17 protein-coding genes and 1 pseudogene are annotated in these 14,593 nt (G+C 66.4%); 13 read left to right on the top strand and 5 right to left on the bottom strand.

Going from position 1 to position 14,593, the window contains the following annotated elements; genetic code table 11:
• The first annotated feature begins 235 nt into the window (after nt 1-235).
• On the top strand, nt 236-1,216 hold the full coding sequence (locus PO768_RS24430) for a PEP-CTERM sorting domain-containing protein (RefSeq protein ID WP_272648115.1): 981 nt from the start codon (nt 236-238) through the stop codon (nt 1,214-1,216).
• Between the two features lie 4 nt (nt 1,217-1,220).
• Here the strand turns inward: PO768_RS24430 and PO768_RS24425 are convergent, their stop codons facing one another.
• Complete coding sequence (locus tag PO768_RS24425) at nt 1,221-2,531, bottom strand: MFS transporter (protein ID WP_272648114.1); 1,311 nt, start codon at nt 2,529-2,531, stop codon at nt 1,221-1,223.
• Between the two features lie 105 nt (nt 2,532-2,636).
• On the opposite strand from PO768_RS24425, the gene cyoA reads away from it, so the two are divergent.
• The 7 genes from cyoA to PO768_RS24390 are packed head-to-tail and all read left to right on the top strand — an operon-like array spanning nt 2,637 to nt 9,412.
• Nucleotides 2,637-3,698, top strand: a complete 1,062-nt coding sequence (gene cyoA, locus PO768_RS24420) for a ubiquinol oxidase subunit II (RefSeq protein WP_262970231.1) — start codon at nt 2,637-2,639, stop codon at nt 3,696-3,698.
• A 31-nt stretch (nt 3,699-3,729) separates the two neighbouring features.
• Entirely contained in the window at nt 3,730-5,721 is a 1,992-nt protein-coding gene (gene cyoB, locus PO768_RS24415; protein WP_137943615.1) for a cytochrome o ubiquinol oxidase subunit I, read from the top strand.
• A gap of 14 nt (nt 5,722-5,735) precedes the next feature.
• A complete protein-coding gene (gene cyoC / locus PO768_RS24410; RefSeq protein ID WP_272648113.1) occupies nt 5,736-6,359 on the top strand; it encodes a cytochrome o ubiquinol oxidase subunit III in 624 nt (207 codons plus the stop codon).
• The gene (cyoD, locus tag PO768_RS24405) at nt 6,356-6,748 is read left to right on the top strand and encodes a cytochrome o ubiquinol oxidase subunit IV (protein WP_272648112.1); all 393 of its coding nucleotides are present in this window, start codon (nt 6,356-6,358) and stop codon (nt 6,746-6,748) included. Before cyoC ends, cyoD begins: the two co-directional genes overlap by 4 nt.
• A gap of 3 nt (nt 6,749-6,751) precedes the next feature.
• On the top strand, nt 6,752-7,543 hold the full coding sequence (locus PO768_RS24400) for an SURF1 family protein (RefSeq protein ID WP_272648111.1): 792 nt from the start codon (nt 6,752-6,754) through the stop codon (nt 7,541-7,543).
• Nucleotides 7,503-8,873 (top strand): ATP-binding protein, encoded by a 1,371-nt coding sequence (locus PO768_RS24395; protein WP_442953293.1) that lies wholly within the window; start codon nt 7,503-7,505, stop codon nt 8,871-8,873. Before PO768_RS24400 ends, PO768_RS24395 begins: the two co-directional genes overlap by 41 nt.
• Nucleotides 8,870-9,412 (top strand): response regulator transcription factor, encoded by a 543-nt coding sequence (locus PO768_RS24390; RefSeq protein ID WP_272648109.1) that lies wholly within the window; start codon nt 8,870-8,872, stop codon nt 9,410-9,412. Before PO768_RS24395 ends, PO768_RS24390 begins: the two co-directional genes overlap by 4 nt.
• Before the next feature lie 29 nt (nt 9,413-9,441).
• Here PO768_RS24390 and PO768_RS24385 read toward each other — a convergent pair whose 3' ends face one another.
• On the bottom strand, nt 9,442-10,047 hold the full coding sequence (locus tag PO768_RS24385; RefSeq protein WP_272648108.1) for a Crp/Fnr family transcriptional regulator: 606 nt from the start codon (nt 10,045-10,047) through the stop codon (nt 9,442-9,444).
• 106 nt (nt 10,048-10,153) lie between these two features.
• Here PO768_RS24385 and PO768_RS24380 point away from each other — a divergent pair, with 106 nt between their 5' ends.
• The 5 genes and pseudogenes from PO768_RS24380 to PO768_RS24360 form a co-directional block, all read left to right on the top strand.
• A complete protein-coding gene (locus PO768_RS24380) occupies nt 10,154-11,218 on the top strand; it encodes a TauD/TfdA family dioxygenase (protein WP_272648107.1) in 1,065 nt (354 codons plus the stop codon).
• Complete coding sequence (locus tag PO768_RS24375; protein WP_272648106.1) at nt 11,208-12,263, top strand: flavin-containing monooxygenase; 1,056 nt, start codon at nt 11,208-11,210, stop codon at nt 12,261-12,263. Before PO768_RS24380 ends, PO768_RS24375 begins: the two co-directional genes overlap by 11 nt.
• A 117-nt stretch (nt 12,264-12,380) precedes the next feature.
• Nucleotides 12,381-12,653, top strand: coding sequence for a hypothetical protein (locus PO768_RS24370; RefSeq protein WP_272648105.1), 273 nt, complete (start codon nt 12,381-12,383; stop codon nt 12,651-12,653).
• A 9-nt stretch (nt 12,654-12,662) separates the two neighbouring features.
• Complete coding sequence (locus PO768_RS24365) at nt 12,663-13,040, top strand: type II toxin-antitoxin system VapC family toxin (RefSeq protein ID WP_272648104.1); 378 nt, start codon at nt 12,663-12,665, stop codon at nt 13,038-13,040.
• Between the two features lie 62 nt (nt 13,041-13,102).
• Nucleotides 13,103-13,212 (top strand): annotated as a pseudogene (locus PO768_RS24360) (helix-turn-helix domain-containing protein); the annotation flags it as partial.
• A gap of 6 nt (nt 13,213-13,218) precedes the next feature.
• On the opposite strand, the gene PO768_RS24355 reads toward PO768_RS24360, so the two are convergent.
• The 3 genes from PO768_RS24355 to PO768_RS24345 all read right to left on the bottom strand — a co-directional run bounded on the left by PO768_RS24355 (nt 13,219) and on the right by PO768_RS24345 (nt 14,215).
• Entirely contained in the window at nt 13,219-13,368 is a 150-nt protein-coding gene (locus tag PO768_RS24355) for a hypothetical protein (protein ID WP_272648103.1), read from the bottom strand.
• A 167-nt stretch (nt 13,369-13,535) separates the two neighbouring features.
• A complete protein-coding gene (locus PO768_RS24350) occupies nt 13,536-13,769 on the bottom strand; it encodes a hypothetical protein (protein WP_272648102.1) in 234 nt (77 codons plus the stop codon).
• A gap of 185 nt (nt 13,770-13,954) precedes the next feature.
• On the bottom strand, nt 13,955-14,215 hold the full coding sequence (locus tag PO768_RS24345) for a hypothetical protein (RefSeq protein ID WP_269841236.1): 261 nt from the start codon (nt 14,213-14,215) through the stop codon (nt 13,955-13,957).
• Nucleotides 14,216-14,593 lie beyond the last annotated feature (378 nt).

The following is a 14,593-nucleotide window of genomic DNA, read 5'->3' as shown; positions in this document are numbered from 1 at the left end:
TGGCCCGTCTGCGCCTGGGCCAGGCGCTGCAGCGCAGCGGCGGCCCCGGCGTCGGGGAGGCCGCCGCACTGCTGAGCGAGGGCCGGGCCGGCCTGCTGGCCCAGCTGGGTCCGGCGCACAGCCTGACCCGCCCGACCCCCTAGCTTGTGGGTGAGCGGTCCGTCCGGCTCGGGCCGCGATTTGCGTATGCCCCGTGACAAGCCTTCTTGCTTGTCTTCACCCATGGGAGCCATTCATGAAACCATCACTGTCAAAGCCGCTGCTGTCGCTGGGGCTCGTCGTCCTGGCCGGCCAGGCTGCCGCACAGCAGCAAGTGCTGTCGGTCGGCCAGGCACCGGGAACGCCGGGCTATACCTATACCTACGGGGGGCTGCCCTACAGCAGCAGCACCCGCTACAACCCTCAGCCCGGCAAGGTGCTGCAGATGAGCTGGACCAAGGACGCGACCAACACCACCGGTCTGGTCTCGGCCGAGCTGGGCCGCTTGCGCGTGGCCGAGTTCGGCTCGGGCCGGGCCTATGCGACGGATGGCAGCCTGTTCGGCATCGGCGGCAATCTGCGCCAGGCCTCCTTCGAGGACACGCTGAGCCTGGAGGGCGCGGGGGTCAATGCGAACACGGTGATGCGCATCGACTATCACTTCGGGGGCCGGGCCGGCGGGCGCATCGAGACCAATACAGAGTATGGCAACCGGCTGGACATCCTGGCCGAGCTGGCGATGGTCGTCGGCCCTCACGGCCTGCTGGTCACCGAGCGTACCTGGGCCACCCAGGATGTGCTGGCCGGCGGCCAGACGCGCAGCACGCTGGCCAGCAGCGGCATCTTCGATGTCAGCGCCACCGGTTTCAGCATGAGGCTAGGCCCGAAGCCGCAGTTCGGGACCTATCAGTTCGATGTGGAATGGCGTCTGGCGCTGCGGTCGCAGTGCCTGTTCACGCTGTCGGCGCTGCCCCCGAATCTGCCGGCGCCGTCAGGGGGCTGCAGCTACAGCGCCGACTACGGCAATACCGCCAGCTTCATGGGCCTGAGCCTCTACGACGGTGTTAGCGGTGCGCTGCTCGACCCGGCCAGCTACTACCTGCGCTCGGGCAGCGGCTTTGACTATGGCAAGGGCTTCGGCAATACGGCGCCGGTGCCCGAGCCGCAGAGCTGGGCCCTGCTGGCTCTGGGCCTCGCCCTGCTGGGCTGGCGCCGGGCGCGCCAGGCGGCGGGCTGATGAGTCAGTCGCGGGCGTTGCGCAGCCGGTTGGCGCGCAGCGCCAGCAGCGTGCAGGCCACGCCCGACAGCAGATAGAGCGTGACGGCAGCAAGGCCGAAGCGGGCCGACAGGCCCAGCGCCACCAGCGGCGCGAAGGCGGCGCCGATCAGCCAGGCCAGATCGGCCGTCAGCGCAGCGCCGGTGTAGCGCATGCGCGGCAGGAAGTTGGCCGTCACCGCGCCGGCCGCCTGGCCGTAGCTCAGGCCCAGCAGCACGAAGCCGAGCAGGATGAAGGCGTCCTGGCCCACCTGGCCGCCGTCCAGCAGCAGTGGCGCGAACAGGCTGAACACGCCGATGGCCGTCGCCAGCATGCCCAGGGTGCGGCGCCGGCCGATGCGGTCGGCCAGCAGGCCCGACAGCGGCATCGCGCCAGCCGCCAGCAGCGCACCGATCACCTGCACGACCAGCACCTCGCCGACCGGGCGTTCCGAGAACAGCATGATCCAGGACAGCGGGAACACCGTGACGATGTGGAACAGCGCATAGCTGGCCAGCGCGGCGAAGGCGCCGATCAGCACATTGCTGCCCTGGCTGCGCAGCAACTCGCCGACATCGCAGGGTTCCAGTTCCTTGGCATCGAGCTCGCGCTCGTACTCATGGGTGACCACCAGGCGCAGCCGCGCGAACAGCGCCACCACATTGATCGCGAAGGCGGCGAAGAAGGGGAAGCGCCAACCCCAGTCGAGGAAGTCGTGCTCGGACATGCTGCCCCAGAGGTAGGCAAACAGTCCGCAGGCGATCAAAAAGCCCAGCGGCGCGCCGAGCTGGCCCAGCATCGCATACCAGCCGCGGCGGTTTTCCGGCGCGTTCAGCGCCAGCAGCGAGGGCAGGCCGTCCCAGGATCCGCCCAGGGCCAGGCCCTGGCCGATGCGGAACAGCGCCAGCAGCGCGATCGCGCCCAGGCCCAGGCTGTGATAGCCGGGCAGCAGGGCCATGCCGGCGGTCGAGCAGCCCAGCAGGAACAGCGCCGAGGCCAGCTTGGCGCTGCGGCCCCAGCGGCGCTGGATGGCCATGCCGGCCACCGTGCCGATCGGCCGCACCACAAAGGCAAAGGCGAACAGCGCGAAGGCGTAGAGCGTGCCCTCCAGCCGGTCGGCGAAGGGGAAGAACACCGCCGGGAAGACCAACACCGAGGCGATGCCGTAGACAAAGAAGTCGAAGTACTCGGAGGCCCGGCCGATCACGACGCCGACCGCGATATCGCCGGGCGCCAGGCTGTGCTCGGGCTCGGTGCCCTGGATGCCGGGGTGGGTGAGGGTGTTACTGCTGGCCATGTCTCGCTTGCCTTGGACAAAATGTCCTATCGTTGATTTGGGTCAATCAAGATACATTTCCGACCGATGCGCAACTAGCGTTTTCCCGCCGGCCTGGTATTCCCGATGTCCCCAAAACCTTTAGTCGACACCACCTTAGCACGACTGGGCCTGCTGGCCCTGGCCCTGCCGCTGGGCGCCTGCAATATGGTGGTGATGAAACCCTCGGGCGATATCGCCCAGCAGCAGGCGCAGCTGATCGTCACCTCGACGATCTTGATGCTGATCATCATCGTGCCGGTGATCGCGCTGACCCTGCTGTTCGCCTGGCGCTACCGCCAGAACAACAAGTCCGCCACCTACAGCCCCGACTGGGACCACTCGACCCGGCTGGAGCTGGTGATCTGGGGCGCGCCACTCTTGATCATCATCGCGCTGGGCGCGATCACCTGGATCAGCACCCACAAGCTCGACCCCTACCGCCCGCTGGACCGCATCGCCGAAGGCCGGCCGGTGCCGCAGGGCCAGGCGCCGCTGGTGGTCGAGGTCGTGGCGCTGGACTGGAAGTGGCTGTTCCTCTACCCCGAGCAGGGCATCGCGACGGTCAATGAGCTGGCCGCGCCGGTGGACCGGCCGATCCAGTTCAAGATCACCGCGTCCACGGTGATGAACTCCTTCTACATCCCGGCGCTGGCCGGCCAGATCTATGCGATGCCCGGCATGCAGACCATGCTGCATGCGGTGATCAACAAGCCCGGTGCGTTCGAGGGCTTCTCGGCCAATTTCAGCGGCGATGGCTTCTCGCACATGCGCTTCAAGTTCCACGGCCTGTCCGAGGCGGGCTTCGAGCAGTGGGTGCAGAAGAACAAGGCCGAGGGTCAGGCCTTGACCCGCGCCGACTATCTGCAGCTGGAGCAGCCCAGCGCGCGCGAGCCGGTGCGCCGCTATGCGACGGTGGCCCCGGGCCTGTACGACGCGATCCTGAACCGCTGCGTCGACGGCAGCAAGATGTGCATGGCCCAGATGATGGCGATCGACGCCGCCGGCGGCCTGGGCAAGGGCAGCATTGACGGCCTGTCGAGCAAGACCTGGCGCACTGGCGACGGGATTGCCGAGCGCAGCTATGTGGCCGCGCTGTGCACACCCGAGAACGCCGGCGACTTCAGCCTCGCGCGCAGCCAGCCCTGACGCGAACCGGATACAGAGCGAGACCCTCTCCATGCAAGATTTCAACACGCTCCTGTTCGGCCGCCTCGGCCCGGATGCGATTCCCCATGACCCCATCATCTGGGCCACTTTCGCGATGGTGCTGCTGGGCGGCACGGCGCTGCTGGCCGTGATGACCAAGTACCGGGTCTGGGGCCCGCTGTGGCGCGACTGGATCACCAGCATCGACCACAAGAAGATCGGCATCATGTATATGGTGCTGGGCATCGTGATGCTGCTGCGCGGCTTTGCCGATGCGCTGATGATGCGCGCCCACCAGGCCATGGCCTTTGGCGACAACGCCGGCTTCCTGCCGCCCCACCACTACGACCAGATCTTCACGGCGCACGGCGTGATCATGATCTTTTTCGTCGCGATGCCGCTGGTGACCGGCTTCATGAACTACCTCATCCCGCTGCAGATCGGTGCGCGCGATGTGGCCTTCCCCTTCCTGAACAACTTCAGCTTCTGGATGACCACCAGCGGCGCGGTGCTGATGATGATCTCGCTGTTCGTCGGCGAGTTCGCGCGCACCGGCTGGCTGGCTTATCCGCCGCTGTCGGGCATTCTGCAAAGCCCCGGCGTCGGGGTGGATTACTACATCTGGTCCCTGCAGATCGCCGGCGTCGGCACCTCGCTATCGGGCATCAACCTGATCGCCACCATCATCAAGATGCGGGCGCCGGGCATGACGATGATGAAGATGCCGGTGTTCACCTGGACTTCGCTGTGCACCAATGTGCTGATCGTCGCCGCCTTCCCGGTGCTGACGGCCGTGCTGGTGCTCTTGAGCCTGGACCGCTACGTCGGCACCAACTTCTTCACCAACGATCTTGGCGGCAACGCCATGATGTATGTGAACCTGATCTGGATCTGGGGCCACCCCGAGGTCTACATCCTGATACTGCCGGTGTTCGGCATCTTCTCGGAGGTGGTCTCCACCTTCAGCCGCAAGAAGCTGTTCGGCTACGCCTCGATGGTCTACGCGACGGTGGTGATCACCATCCTGTCCTACCTCGTGTGGCTGCACCACTTCTTCACGATGGGCTCGGGGGCCAGCGTCAACAGCTTCTTCGGCATCACGACGATGATCATCTCGATCCCGACCGGGGCCAAGATCTTCAACTGGCTGTTCACGATGTACCGCGGCCGCATCGAGTTCGAAGTGCCGATGCTGTGGACCATAGGCTTTATGGTGACCTTCGTGATCGGTGGCATGACGGGTGTTCTGCTGGCCGTGCCGCCGGCCGACTTCGTGCTGCACAACAGCCTGTTCCTGATCGCCCACTTCCACAACGTCATCATCGGCGGCGTGCTGTTCGGCCTGTTCGCCGGCATCAGCTTCTGGTTCCCCAAGGCCTTCGGCTACAAGCTCGACCCGTTCTGGGGCAAGACCTCATTCTGGCTCTGGCTGGTCGGCTTCTGGATGGCCTTCATGCCGCTGTATGTGCTGGGCCTGATGGGCGTGACCCGCCGCATGAGCCACTTCGAGGACACCTCGCTGCAGATCTGGTTCCAGATCGCCGCCTTCGGTGCGGTGCTGATCGCGCTGGGCATCGCGGCCTTCCTGATCCAGCTGGTGGTCAGCTATATGCGTCGCGAGCAGCTGCGCGACCACACGGGCGATCCCTGGGGTGGCCGCACGCTGGAGTGGTCGACTTCGTCGCCGCCGCCGGACTACAACTTCGCGTTCACGCCGGTCGTGCATGAGCTCGACGCCTGGCACGATATGAAGCAGCGCGGCGCGCAGCGCCCGACTGCCGGCTTCAAGGCCATCCACATGCCCAAGAACACGGCCGCCGGCTTCGTGATCGCGGCGCTTTGCACGGTGTTCGGCTTCGCGATGGTCTGGCATATGTGGCTGGTGGCCGGTCTCAGCTTCGCGCTGACCGTGATCGCCTCCATCGTCCACACCTTCAACTACAAGCGCGACTTCTACATCCCCGCCGATGCGGTGACGCGCAGCGAAGACGCCCGCACAAAGGCCCTGGCGGCCCTGGCCTGAGAGCGACCCTGACCATGCAAACCTCTCCCACGCTCACCGCCGGCGGCGCGCCGGTGTTCTACGACAACGGCGATCACCATCCGCAGCAAGGCACGCTGCTGGGCTTCTGGCTCTATCTGATGAGCGACTGCCTGATCTTCGCGGTGCTGTTCGCGGTTTATGCGGTGCTGGGCCGCAGCTATGCGGCCGGCCCCTCGGGCGCCGATCTGTTCGACCTGCAACTGGTCGCGGTCAACACCGCGATGCTGCTGTTCTCGTCCATCACCTACGGCATGGCGATGATCGCGATGCAGCACGGCCGCAAGCAGGGCGTGCTGACCTGGCTGGCGATCACCGGCCTGTTCGGCCTGGCCTTTCTGGGGCTGGAGATCTATGAGTTCGCCCACCTGATCCAGCAGGGTGCGACGCCGCAGCGCAGCGCCTTCCTGTCGGCCTTCTTCACCCTGGTCGGCACCCACGGCCTGCACGTCACCTTCGGCATCATCTGGCTCGTCGTGCTGATGGTGCAGGTCAACAAGCTGGGCCTGACGGTCGAGAACAAGCGCCGCCTGATGTGCCTGTCGATGTTCTGGCACTTCCTGGACGTGGTCTGGATCGGCGTCTTCACCTTTGTCTATCTGATGGGAGTGCTGCCATGAGTCAGCAACACGGCGACCACCACCACGACGATCACCACGGCGACCATCACGATGACGGCGCCGCCTATCACGCCACCGTCAAGGGTTATGTGATCGGCTTCCTGCTGTCGGTGGTGCTGACGGCCATCCCCTTCTGGCTGGTGATGGGCAAGGTGCTGCCCTCGTCGAGCCTGACGGCCTTCGTGATCCTGGGCTTCGCGGCCGTGCAGATCGTCGTCCACATGATCTACTTCCTGCACATGAACGCCAAGATCGAGGGCGGCTGGTCGATGCTGGCGCTGATCTTCACCATCGTGCTGGTCGTCATCATGCTGGCCGGTTCGATCTGGGTGATGTTCCACCTGAACGAGAACATGATGCCCATGCACGATATGCGCAACATGCCCTGATCCGTGACGGCATCCGCAGCCCCTCGGCCGCGCCGGCGCGGCGCCCTCGTGGCGCTGCTGCTGCTCGCGGCCTTGCTGTTTGCAGGCCTGCTGGCCCTGGGCGTCTGGCAGTTGCAGCGCCTGGCCTGGAAGCAGGAGCTGATCGCGCGCGTCGAGCAGCGCCTGAGCGCCGCGCCGGTGGCCGCGCCCTCGCCCGATGGCAAGACCTGGCCCTCGCTGAATCGCGCCGAGCATGAATACCGCCGCCTGCGCGTGCAGGGCCGCTTCGACCATGGCCGCGAGGTCCAGGTCTGGGCCAGCACCGCGCTGGGCAGCGGCTACTGGGTGCTGACGCCGCTGTGGGTCGATGCAGAGCAGGCCGCCGGAGCTGGCTTCTGGCTGCTGGTCAACCGCGGCTTCGTGCCGCCCGAGCAGCGCGATCCAGCCGGCCGCGCGCAGCCGCCCGGCCCGCAGCAGATCACCGGCCTGCTGCGCCTGAGCGAACCAGGCGGCAGCCTGCTGCGCCGCAACGACGTGGCCGGCGGTCGCTGGTACTCGCGCGATGTGGCGGCTGTTGCCGCCGCCCAGGGCCTGGACGGCCCGGTCGCGCCCTATTTCATCGACGCCGGCGCCGACGACCCCGCCGCCGCCATGGCCTGGCCGCGGCCCGGCCTGACCGTGCTGCAGTTCAGCAACAATCACCTCGTCTACGCGCTGACCTGGTTTGCGCTGGCGGCCATGGTGGCCGGCGCGGCCGTCTTGCTGTGGCGCCATCATGCCGCTGGAGAACCGACGCTTGTCCCCCACCGAGACTGAAGCCAGGCCCGCACCCCCCGCCGAGGTTGGCCAGGCCCCCGAGCACCAGGCCGGCCGCAACAATCTGCTGCAGCTGGTGCAGCTGCGCTGGCTGGCCGTAGCCGGGCAGCTGGCCACCATCTTGTGCGTGCATTTCGCGCTGGATGTGCAGCTGCCGCTGCTGGAGATGCTGACCCTGCTGGCGGCGCTGGCGCTGTTCAATGTGGCGAGCTGGCTGCGCAGCCGGGTCGCCACCGGTGCCGGCAGCCGGGTGCTGAACGGTGAGCTGTTCGCCGGCCTGCTGGTCGATGTGGGCGTGCTCAGCGGCCAGCTGTTCTACAGCGGCGGCATCACCAATCCCTTCATCTTCCTGTTCCTGCTGCAGGTGGCGGTCGGCGCGGTGCTGCTGCGGCCCCGCTATATCTGGGCCATGGTGGCGCTGACCAGCCTGTGCTTCATCGCGCTGACCCAGTGGCACCGGCCGCTGCGCCTGCCCGACCTGAGCATCCCGGCGCTGTCGACCCATTACGTCGGTGGCCTCTTGCTGTGCTTCGCGCTGAACGCGGCCCTGCTGGTGATCTTCATCACCCGCATCGGCCGCAATCTGCGCCAGCGCGATGCCCGGCTGGCCGATCTGCGCCAGCGCGCGGCCGAGGAGGAGCACATCGTGCGCATGGGCCTGCTGGCCTCGGGCGCGGCCCATGAGCTGGGCACGCCGCTGGCCACCTTGTCGGTGATCCTGGGCGACTGGTCGCGCATGGCGCCGTTTGCCGGCGACCCCGAGTTGCGCGAGGAGATCGAGGAGATGCAGGTGCAGCTCAAGCGCTGCAAGACCATCGTCAGCGGCATCCTGCTGTCGGCCGGCGAGGCGCGCGGCGAGGCGCCGATCGAGCGCGGCCTGCACGATTTCCTCGACGAGCTGGTGGCCGAGTGGCGCAGCACCCGGCCGGGCCAGCAGCTGCACTACGAGCGCGAGGGCCTGCCCGATCTGCCCATCATTTCCGACTTCGCGCTCAAGCAGATGGTCGGCAATGTGCTGGACAACGCGCTGGAGGCCGCGCCGCAGGCGCCGCTGCGCCTGCTGGCCTTCTGCGAGGACGAGACCCTGGTGCTGCGCGTGCTGGACCGGGGGCCAGGTTTTGCCCCGGCGATGCTGGAGCGTTTCGGCAAGCCCTACCAGTCCAGCAAGGGCAAGCCCGGTGGCGGGCTGGGGCTGTTCCTGTCGGTCAACGTGGCCCGCACGCTGGGCGGGCGCATCGAGGCGCGCAACCGCCCCGACGGCGGCGCCGAGGTCAGCATGCGGCTGCCGCTGGCCGCGCTGAGCCCGCATCAGAAAGAGAATGACGAATGAGCCACGACGACGAACGCCTGCTGCTGATCGTCGAGGACGACGACGCCTTCGCCCGCACCCTGTTGCGATCGTTTGAGCGGCGCGGCTACCGCGTGCTGCGTGCCACCCAGCTCGGCGAGGTCCAGGCCTTGCTGGACACGCACAACCCCGGCTATGCGGTGGTCGACCTGAAGCTCGCCGGTGGCGACTCGGGCCTGGCCTGCGTGCAGACCCTGCACGCCCACGACGAGCAGATGCTGATCGTCGTGCTGACCGGCTATGCCAGCATCGCCACCGCTGTCGAAGCCATCAAGCTCGGCGCCCGCCACTACCTGGCCAAACCCGCCAACACCGACGACATCGAAGCCGCCTTCGCCCGCGCCCAGGGCGATGCCGAGGTCGAGCTGACCGAGCGCACCACCTCGATCAAGACCCTGGAGTGGGAGCACATCCACGAAACCCTGGCCGCCACCGGCTTCAACATCTCCGAGACCGCGCGGCGGCTGGGCATGCACCGGCGCACGCTGGCGAGGAAGCTGGAGAAGCAGCGGGTGAAGTAGCGGGTGAAGTAGGGGCGGGCGCGCTGGCTTCAGTCCGCCGGCCGGCTGCGGGCTGCGCGCACCCGGCTCAGATGCACCGCGCTGATGCCCAGGTAGGAGGCCACGATTTCCAGCGACACGCTCCCTTCGAGGCCGCCGTAGTGATCGAGAAACCACTGGTAGCGGTCCTCGGCATTGAGCATCAGCAGGCTGTATTCGCGCTCGGACTTCTGGCGGTAGAGCGACTCAAGCAGGGACACGAAGAACGCCGCCCACAGCGGCTGCTGCAAGGCCAGCTCGCGCAGCCGGTGGTAGGGCACGCACAGCACCCGGCCATCGCTGAGCGCCTCGATGGTGCTGCGGGCCGGGCCTTCGCGCACCAGGTCTTCGAGCGAACCGAACACATCGCCCGGCCGGGCCAGCCATTTGGCCTTGCGGCTGCCGTTGGGCAGCACATAGAACTCGCCGTGCATGCCCTCGATGACCAGCCCGCACACGCGCGCCGGCTCGCCCGCCGCCAGAAAGGTCTCGCCTTTGCGGAAGGGCTTTTCGTGGCTGGCCTCGGCCAGCAGGGCCAGGTCCGGGTCGCGCATCTCGATATGGCGTCCGACAAGCTGGCGCAGGGCCTGCAAGGCAGCGGGGGTGAGAGTCGTCATGGCGTTCGTGGACGGGTCAGGCCTGCAGCAACAAATGTTAAGGACGCGGGGGCGGGCAGTTTCTAAAGTGCAGGGCCTCAACGCAGCACTCCAGCAGCCTAACCCAATGAACGACACCCTCGACATCTTCCCCGCCGCCAAGCTCGCCCCCTATGCCGGCCCGGCCGCCTGGCGCGCCGCCGATGTAGCCCATTCGCAGCAGTGGATACGCCAACTCGGGCCCGAGGAGCGGGCCGGCATCATCGAGCTGGGCCAATGGCTGGAGGCGCTGGGCGCCACGGCGGCAGACGTCGCCGGGCTGCCGCGGCGCAATCCCGGCGCCTTGCGCGAGCTGCGTCCCTTGCTGAACGAGGCACGCACGGCGCTGCAAAGCGGTCTCGGCTTTGTGCTGATGCGAGGCTTCCCTATCGACGCGATGTCGCCTGCGGCCACGCGCCTGGCCTATCTGGCCCTGGGGTCGCTGCTGGGCCAAGCCATGCCGCAGAACCGGCAGGGCGAGTTGCTGCACGATGTGCGCGATACCGGCGCCGACCGGCGCGACCCGAATGTGCGGCTGTCGCGGACCAATGCCGAGCAGGACTTCCATACCGACGCGGCCGACATCATCGGCCTGCTATGCCTGCAGAAGGCGCGCTCTGGCGGCATCAGCCGCATCGTCAGCTCGGTCTCGGTGTATCAGGAGGTCCTGGCCGCCCGGCCCGATCTGGCACCGCTTCTGTTCCAGACCTGGTACTTCCATATGAAGGGCGAACAGGCGCCCGGTGCCCTGCCTTATTTCAAGCTGCCCATCGTGCGCGACATCGAGGCGCAACTCTCCACCTTCTTCATCGGCTGGTACCTGCGCGATGCGGAGCGGCTGCCCGGCGTGCCGCCGCTGAGCTCGGCGCAGCGGGAGCTGCTGGATCTGTACGAACAGGTCGCCAACCGGCCCGCGCTGGGTCTGGCCATGCAGTTCGAGCCCGGCGATGTGCAGTGGCTGAAGAACTCGGTGATCCTGCATAAGCGCAGCGCCTACGAAGACTGGCCGGAACCCGGGCGCAAGAGGCATCTGCTGCGGCTGTGGCTGGCGGCAGAGGACTTCAAGGACGGCATCGTGGCCCTGCGCCACGGCCATGCGGCGGCGGCAGCTGCAGCCGCCGCACTCGGCCCGGGGGCTGGCCGTGGTCCTTGATTGCGTGATCGTCGGCGCGGGCCAGGCGGGCCTGGCCATGGCCCATGGTCTGCAACAGGCCGGCCTCAGCTACCGGCTGCTGGAAGCGCAGGCCGAGCCGGGCGGCTCCTGGGCGGCCTACTACGACAGCCTGAGCCTGTTCTCCCCGGCCCGCTACAGCGCCCTGCCTGGTCTGGACTTCCCCGGCGACCCGGACGCTTATCCGAGCCGCGATCAGGTCCTGCGCTATTTGCACGACTACGCCGAGCACTTCGGCCTGCAGGTGCTGACCGGCCGGCGCGTGCTGCGGGTGACGCGGCAAGAAGCTGCGCTGTTCCAGGTCGACACCGCCGACGGCGAGCGCCTGCAGGCGCGCACGCTGGTGGCAGCCAGCGGCGCCTTCGCCGAGCCCTATATGCCCGAACTGCCGGGACTGTCGGCCTTCAAGGGTCAGGTCTTGCACAGCCGCGACTACCGCTCGCCCGCCCCATTCACCGGCCAGCGTGTGCTGGTGGTCGGCGGCGCCAACTCCGCCGTGCAGATCGCCTTCGAGCTGGCGGCCTCAAGCCGCGTCACCCTGGCCAGCCGGCGCAAGATCCGCTTCCTGCCGCAGCGCACGCTGGGCCGCGACTTCCATTTCTGGCTGGGCCTGAGCGGGCTGGACCGCACGCGCTGGCTCAGCGACCAGAGCACGCCGGTGCTGGACGACGGCCGCTACCGGCGCGCGCTGACAAGCGGCCTGCTGCAGCGCCGGCCCATGTTCGAGCAGATCACGCCGAACGGCGTGCGGTGGTCGGACGGCAGCTCTGAAGCGGTGGACGTGCTGCTGTTCGCCACCGGTTTCCGGCCGCGCCTGCCCTATCTGTCCGCACTCCGGGCGAGCGATGAGCAGGGCCGCCTGCGGCAGCGCCAGGGCATTGCCACAGCCGAGCCGGGCCTGTACTTCATCGGCTTCCCCCGGCAGCGCAATTTCGCCTCGGCGACGCTGCGCGGCGTCGGCCCCGACGCGGCCCATGTGCTCAGTCATTTGCAGCGCTACCTGCGGGCGCGGGGCACCATGGCGTAGCGAGGCTGCAAGCGCGCGGCGGGTCCGGTTCATGCTGTGTAGGATCTGCCGGCGCGTACACTGGGCGCGGGCCTGGCAATGCCGGCCCACCCAAGCTGCTGTGAAGGAGGACGCCCCATGACTGCCATCGTGATCGAGCATGTGCCCGTGGCTGACTTGCCCCCGGCTTGGCGTGCCCAACTGTCCCAGGCAGCGGACACCCTGGTCACTGTGCGCATCGAAAAGGAAGAGCAGGCCAAAGCCGCCATGCCTGCCTCAGAGTTCGTGACCGACGATCCCGCCTTTGGCATCTGGCGCGACCGCGAGGACCTCGGCGATGTGCAGGGCTATGTGCGTCAGCTGCGTGCACCACGCTACGGCCGCGACGGCGCGCGCAAGGACTCGACCTGACGCGCAACCGTGCTGGTCGATACCGATGTGCTGATCTGGCATTTGCGCGGCTACGCGCAGGCCACGCGCCAGCTTGATGCGCTGGACGCACTCACACTGTCGGCGGTCAGTTATCTCGAGTTGCTGCAGGGCATGCGCAACAAGACCGAGCTCGCGGCGCTGAAAAAGATGCTGGCGCGGCGCGGCGCCACCGTCCTGCCGCTGACCGAAGCCATCACAAGCCAAGCCACCGGCTTGATGGAAACGCTTACCTTGAGCCATGGCCTGCAGATGGGCGATGCGCTGATCGCCGCCACAGCCCTGGAGCATCGACTGCCGCTGCTGACCGGCAACGTCAAGCATTTCGCGGCCATCGAGGGCCTGATCATTCAGGGGTTCTCGATTTAAGGCGAGGGCGAGTCAAAGGGGGCCGAACGCATTCTTCGATCAAGACCCTGGAGCGGGGATAAATCCACGAAAACCTGGCCGCCACCGGCTTCACATTTCCGAGACCGCGCGGAGGCTGGGCATGCACCGGCGGACGCTGGCGAGGAAGCTGGAGAAGCAGCGGGTGAAGTAGGGGCGCTTAAACGAGCAGGCCTCCGCGAAAGCGGGGCGATTCAGTGATGCATTTGCTGTTCAGGCTCAGTAAACGTTTGAGTTCGGGGCTGTAGATTGAAGGCGGCGGCGATTCGTTCCAGAACAGCTCGTGGGCTTCGAAGAACTGCTTCGTCATCAACTTCAAGTCCGTCGTGGGCGCCGCCACTGATACCAGTGCATGCTTCAGTGCGAAGGTGACCATTAGGCCAGTAAGTGCATTTAGGGCTCGCATGTGCAGTTCTCCGGGCGAAAATACTCCCTGTTGCCCGTCGCATAGCCACGACAGGGAACTCCACGTCCGATTCAGCTGGCGGATCGCTCAATCAACTCCAGCGCTTTCTCGGGTTCTTCGTAGTGGATCAGCCCATGCTGAGGGAAGTTGATCAATACTCCGCGCTGTAGATACCCCCAATCGGCCTGCGAACACGCTGAATTGAATTCGTTCGTGTCGAGCGAGCACACAACCGCGCCCCCACTGTCTGGCCCCAGTTTGACTCTGTCACCCAACTTGATGTCCTGACCATTGGCGTACTTCATCAAAGCTCATCCATTTCAGTTTGCAAGCGGCTCAATCGGGATTGCACCGGGCGGAAGGTGCTTGGGCCTCACGGCTCCTCGTCATTGTCAGGAGATTGCCGGGCTAGGTGTCTAGCCACATTTCAATTCAAATCGGGCTCAACGCGGACGTCTGTGCTTTGTATGGGTCCTTCTTGGATAATTGTTCAGCGAATAAATATTCCCATAACGAAACCCCACCCTACGCAAAATGAGAAGATTTCAAAATAAGGACTTGGTAGTGGCAGGTTCTTGAATTTCGCCATCCCCAGAGGGATGCCCATTGTTAATCCAATCGCTAGCGGGATAAAGTCTATGTAATAGAACCAGCTTGGCAATATTTCTTTTCGAAGCAAAATATGAAGAAGTAATGCGATGGCTGCACCAATTCCGCCGGCGAATAATTCGTTGCTAATTTTCAATTGCATACTTTCTGGTATTGGGGATTCTCGCCGAACAACAAGCCGTATAGCACTGAATCATCCCGGCTTTCGTTCAGGCTCATCGGCCTGAGCGGCAACTCATCGACTGTAGTGGGTCTAGGTTTCGGTCGGCATGACACAGCCGAAGCAGCAGCCATTGCCATGCTGCATGGACAATCGCCTTCAGCCCCTCCTCCAGCAAGGACGCCCGCCATGAGCAGTAGCAGCGAAAACAGCACACCCGCCGCCCCCGCCGACCGCTTCGCCAGCGCCGTGCTGGCCCTGGTGGCGCAGACGCCGGGTTCGACCCAGCGCCTGAGCGCGCGGCCGGCCGAGGCGGCGCGCGGTCTGGCGCGGCAGGCGGCGTCAAAGGCGGCGCTGGCG

Origin of the sequence: Paucibacter sp. XJ19-41 (assembly GCF_028462495.1) — a bacterium.
GTDB lineage: Bacteria > Pseudomonadota > Gammaproteobacteria > Burkholderiales > Burkholderiaceae_C > Roseateles_E.
Note: the sequence above shows the minus strand (reverse complement) of the source record. Positions and strands in the feature narration are given on the sequence as shown.

Excerpts from the sequence above, each read along its gene's own strand:
- cyoD (WP_272648112.1), top strand. The coding sequence starts at position 6,356 with ATGAGTCAGCAACACGGCGACCACCACCACGACGATCACCACGGCGAC.
- cyoC (WP_272648113.1), top strand. The coding sequence starts at position 5,736 with ATGCAAACCTCTCCCACGCTCACCGCCGGCGGCGCGCCGGTGTTCTAC.
- PO768_RS24425 (WP_272648114.1), bottom strand. The coding sequence starts at position 2,531 with ATGGCCAGCAGTAACACCCTCACCCACCCCGGCATCCAGGGCACCGAG.
- PO768_RS24380 (WP_272648107.1), top strand. The coding sequence starts at position 10,154 with ATGAACGACACCCTCGACATCTTCCCCGCCGCCAAGCTCGCCCCCTAT.
- PO768_RS24385 (WP_272648108.1), bottom strand. The coding sequence starts at position 10,047 with ATGACGACTCTCACCCCCGCTGCCTTGCAGGCCCTGCGCCAGCTTGTC.
- PO768_RS24395 (WP_442953293.1), top strand. The coding sequence starts at position 7,503 with ATGCCGCTGGAGAACCGACGCTTGTCCCCCACCGAGACTGAAGCCAGG.
- PO768_RS24350 (WP_272648102.1), bottom strand. The coding sequence starts at position 13,769 with ATGAAGTACGCCAATGGTCAGGACATCAAGTTGGGTGACAGAGTCAAA.
- cyoB (WP_137943615.1), top strand. The coding sequence starts at position 3,730 with ATGCAAGATTTCAACACGCTCCTGTTCGGCCGCCTCGGCCCGGATGCG.
- PO768_RS24355 (WP_272648103.1), bottom strand. The coding sequence starts at position 13,368 with ATGACGAAGCAGTTCTTCGAAGCCCACGAGCTGTTCTGGAACGAATCG.
- PO768_RS24370 (WP_272648105.1), top strand. The coding sequence starts at position 12,381 with ATGACTGCCATCGTGATCGAGCATGTGCCCGTGGCTGACTTGCCCCCG.
- cyoA (WP_262970231.1), top strand. The coding sequence starts at position 2,637 with ATGTCCCCAAAACCTTTAGTCGACACCACCTTAGCACGACTGGGCCTG.
- PO768_RS24430 (WP_272648115.1), top strand. The coding sequence starts at position 236 with ATGAAACCATCACTGTCAAAGCCGCTGCTGTCGCTGGGGCTCGTCGTC.
- PO768_RS24345 (WP_269841236.1), bottom strand. The coding sequence starts at position 14,215 with ATGCAATTGAAAATTAGCAACGAATTATTCGCCGGCGGAATTGGTGCA.
- PO768_RS24390 (WP_272648109.1), top strand. The coding sequence starts at position 8,870 with ATGAGCCACGACGACGAACGCCTGCTGCTGATCGTCGAGGACGACGAC.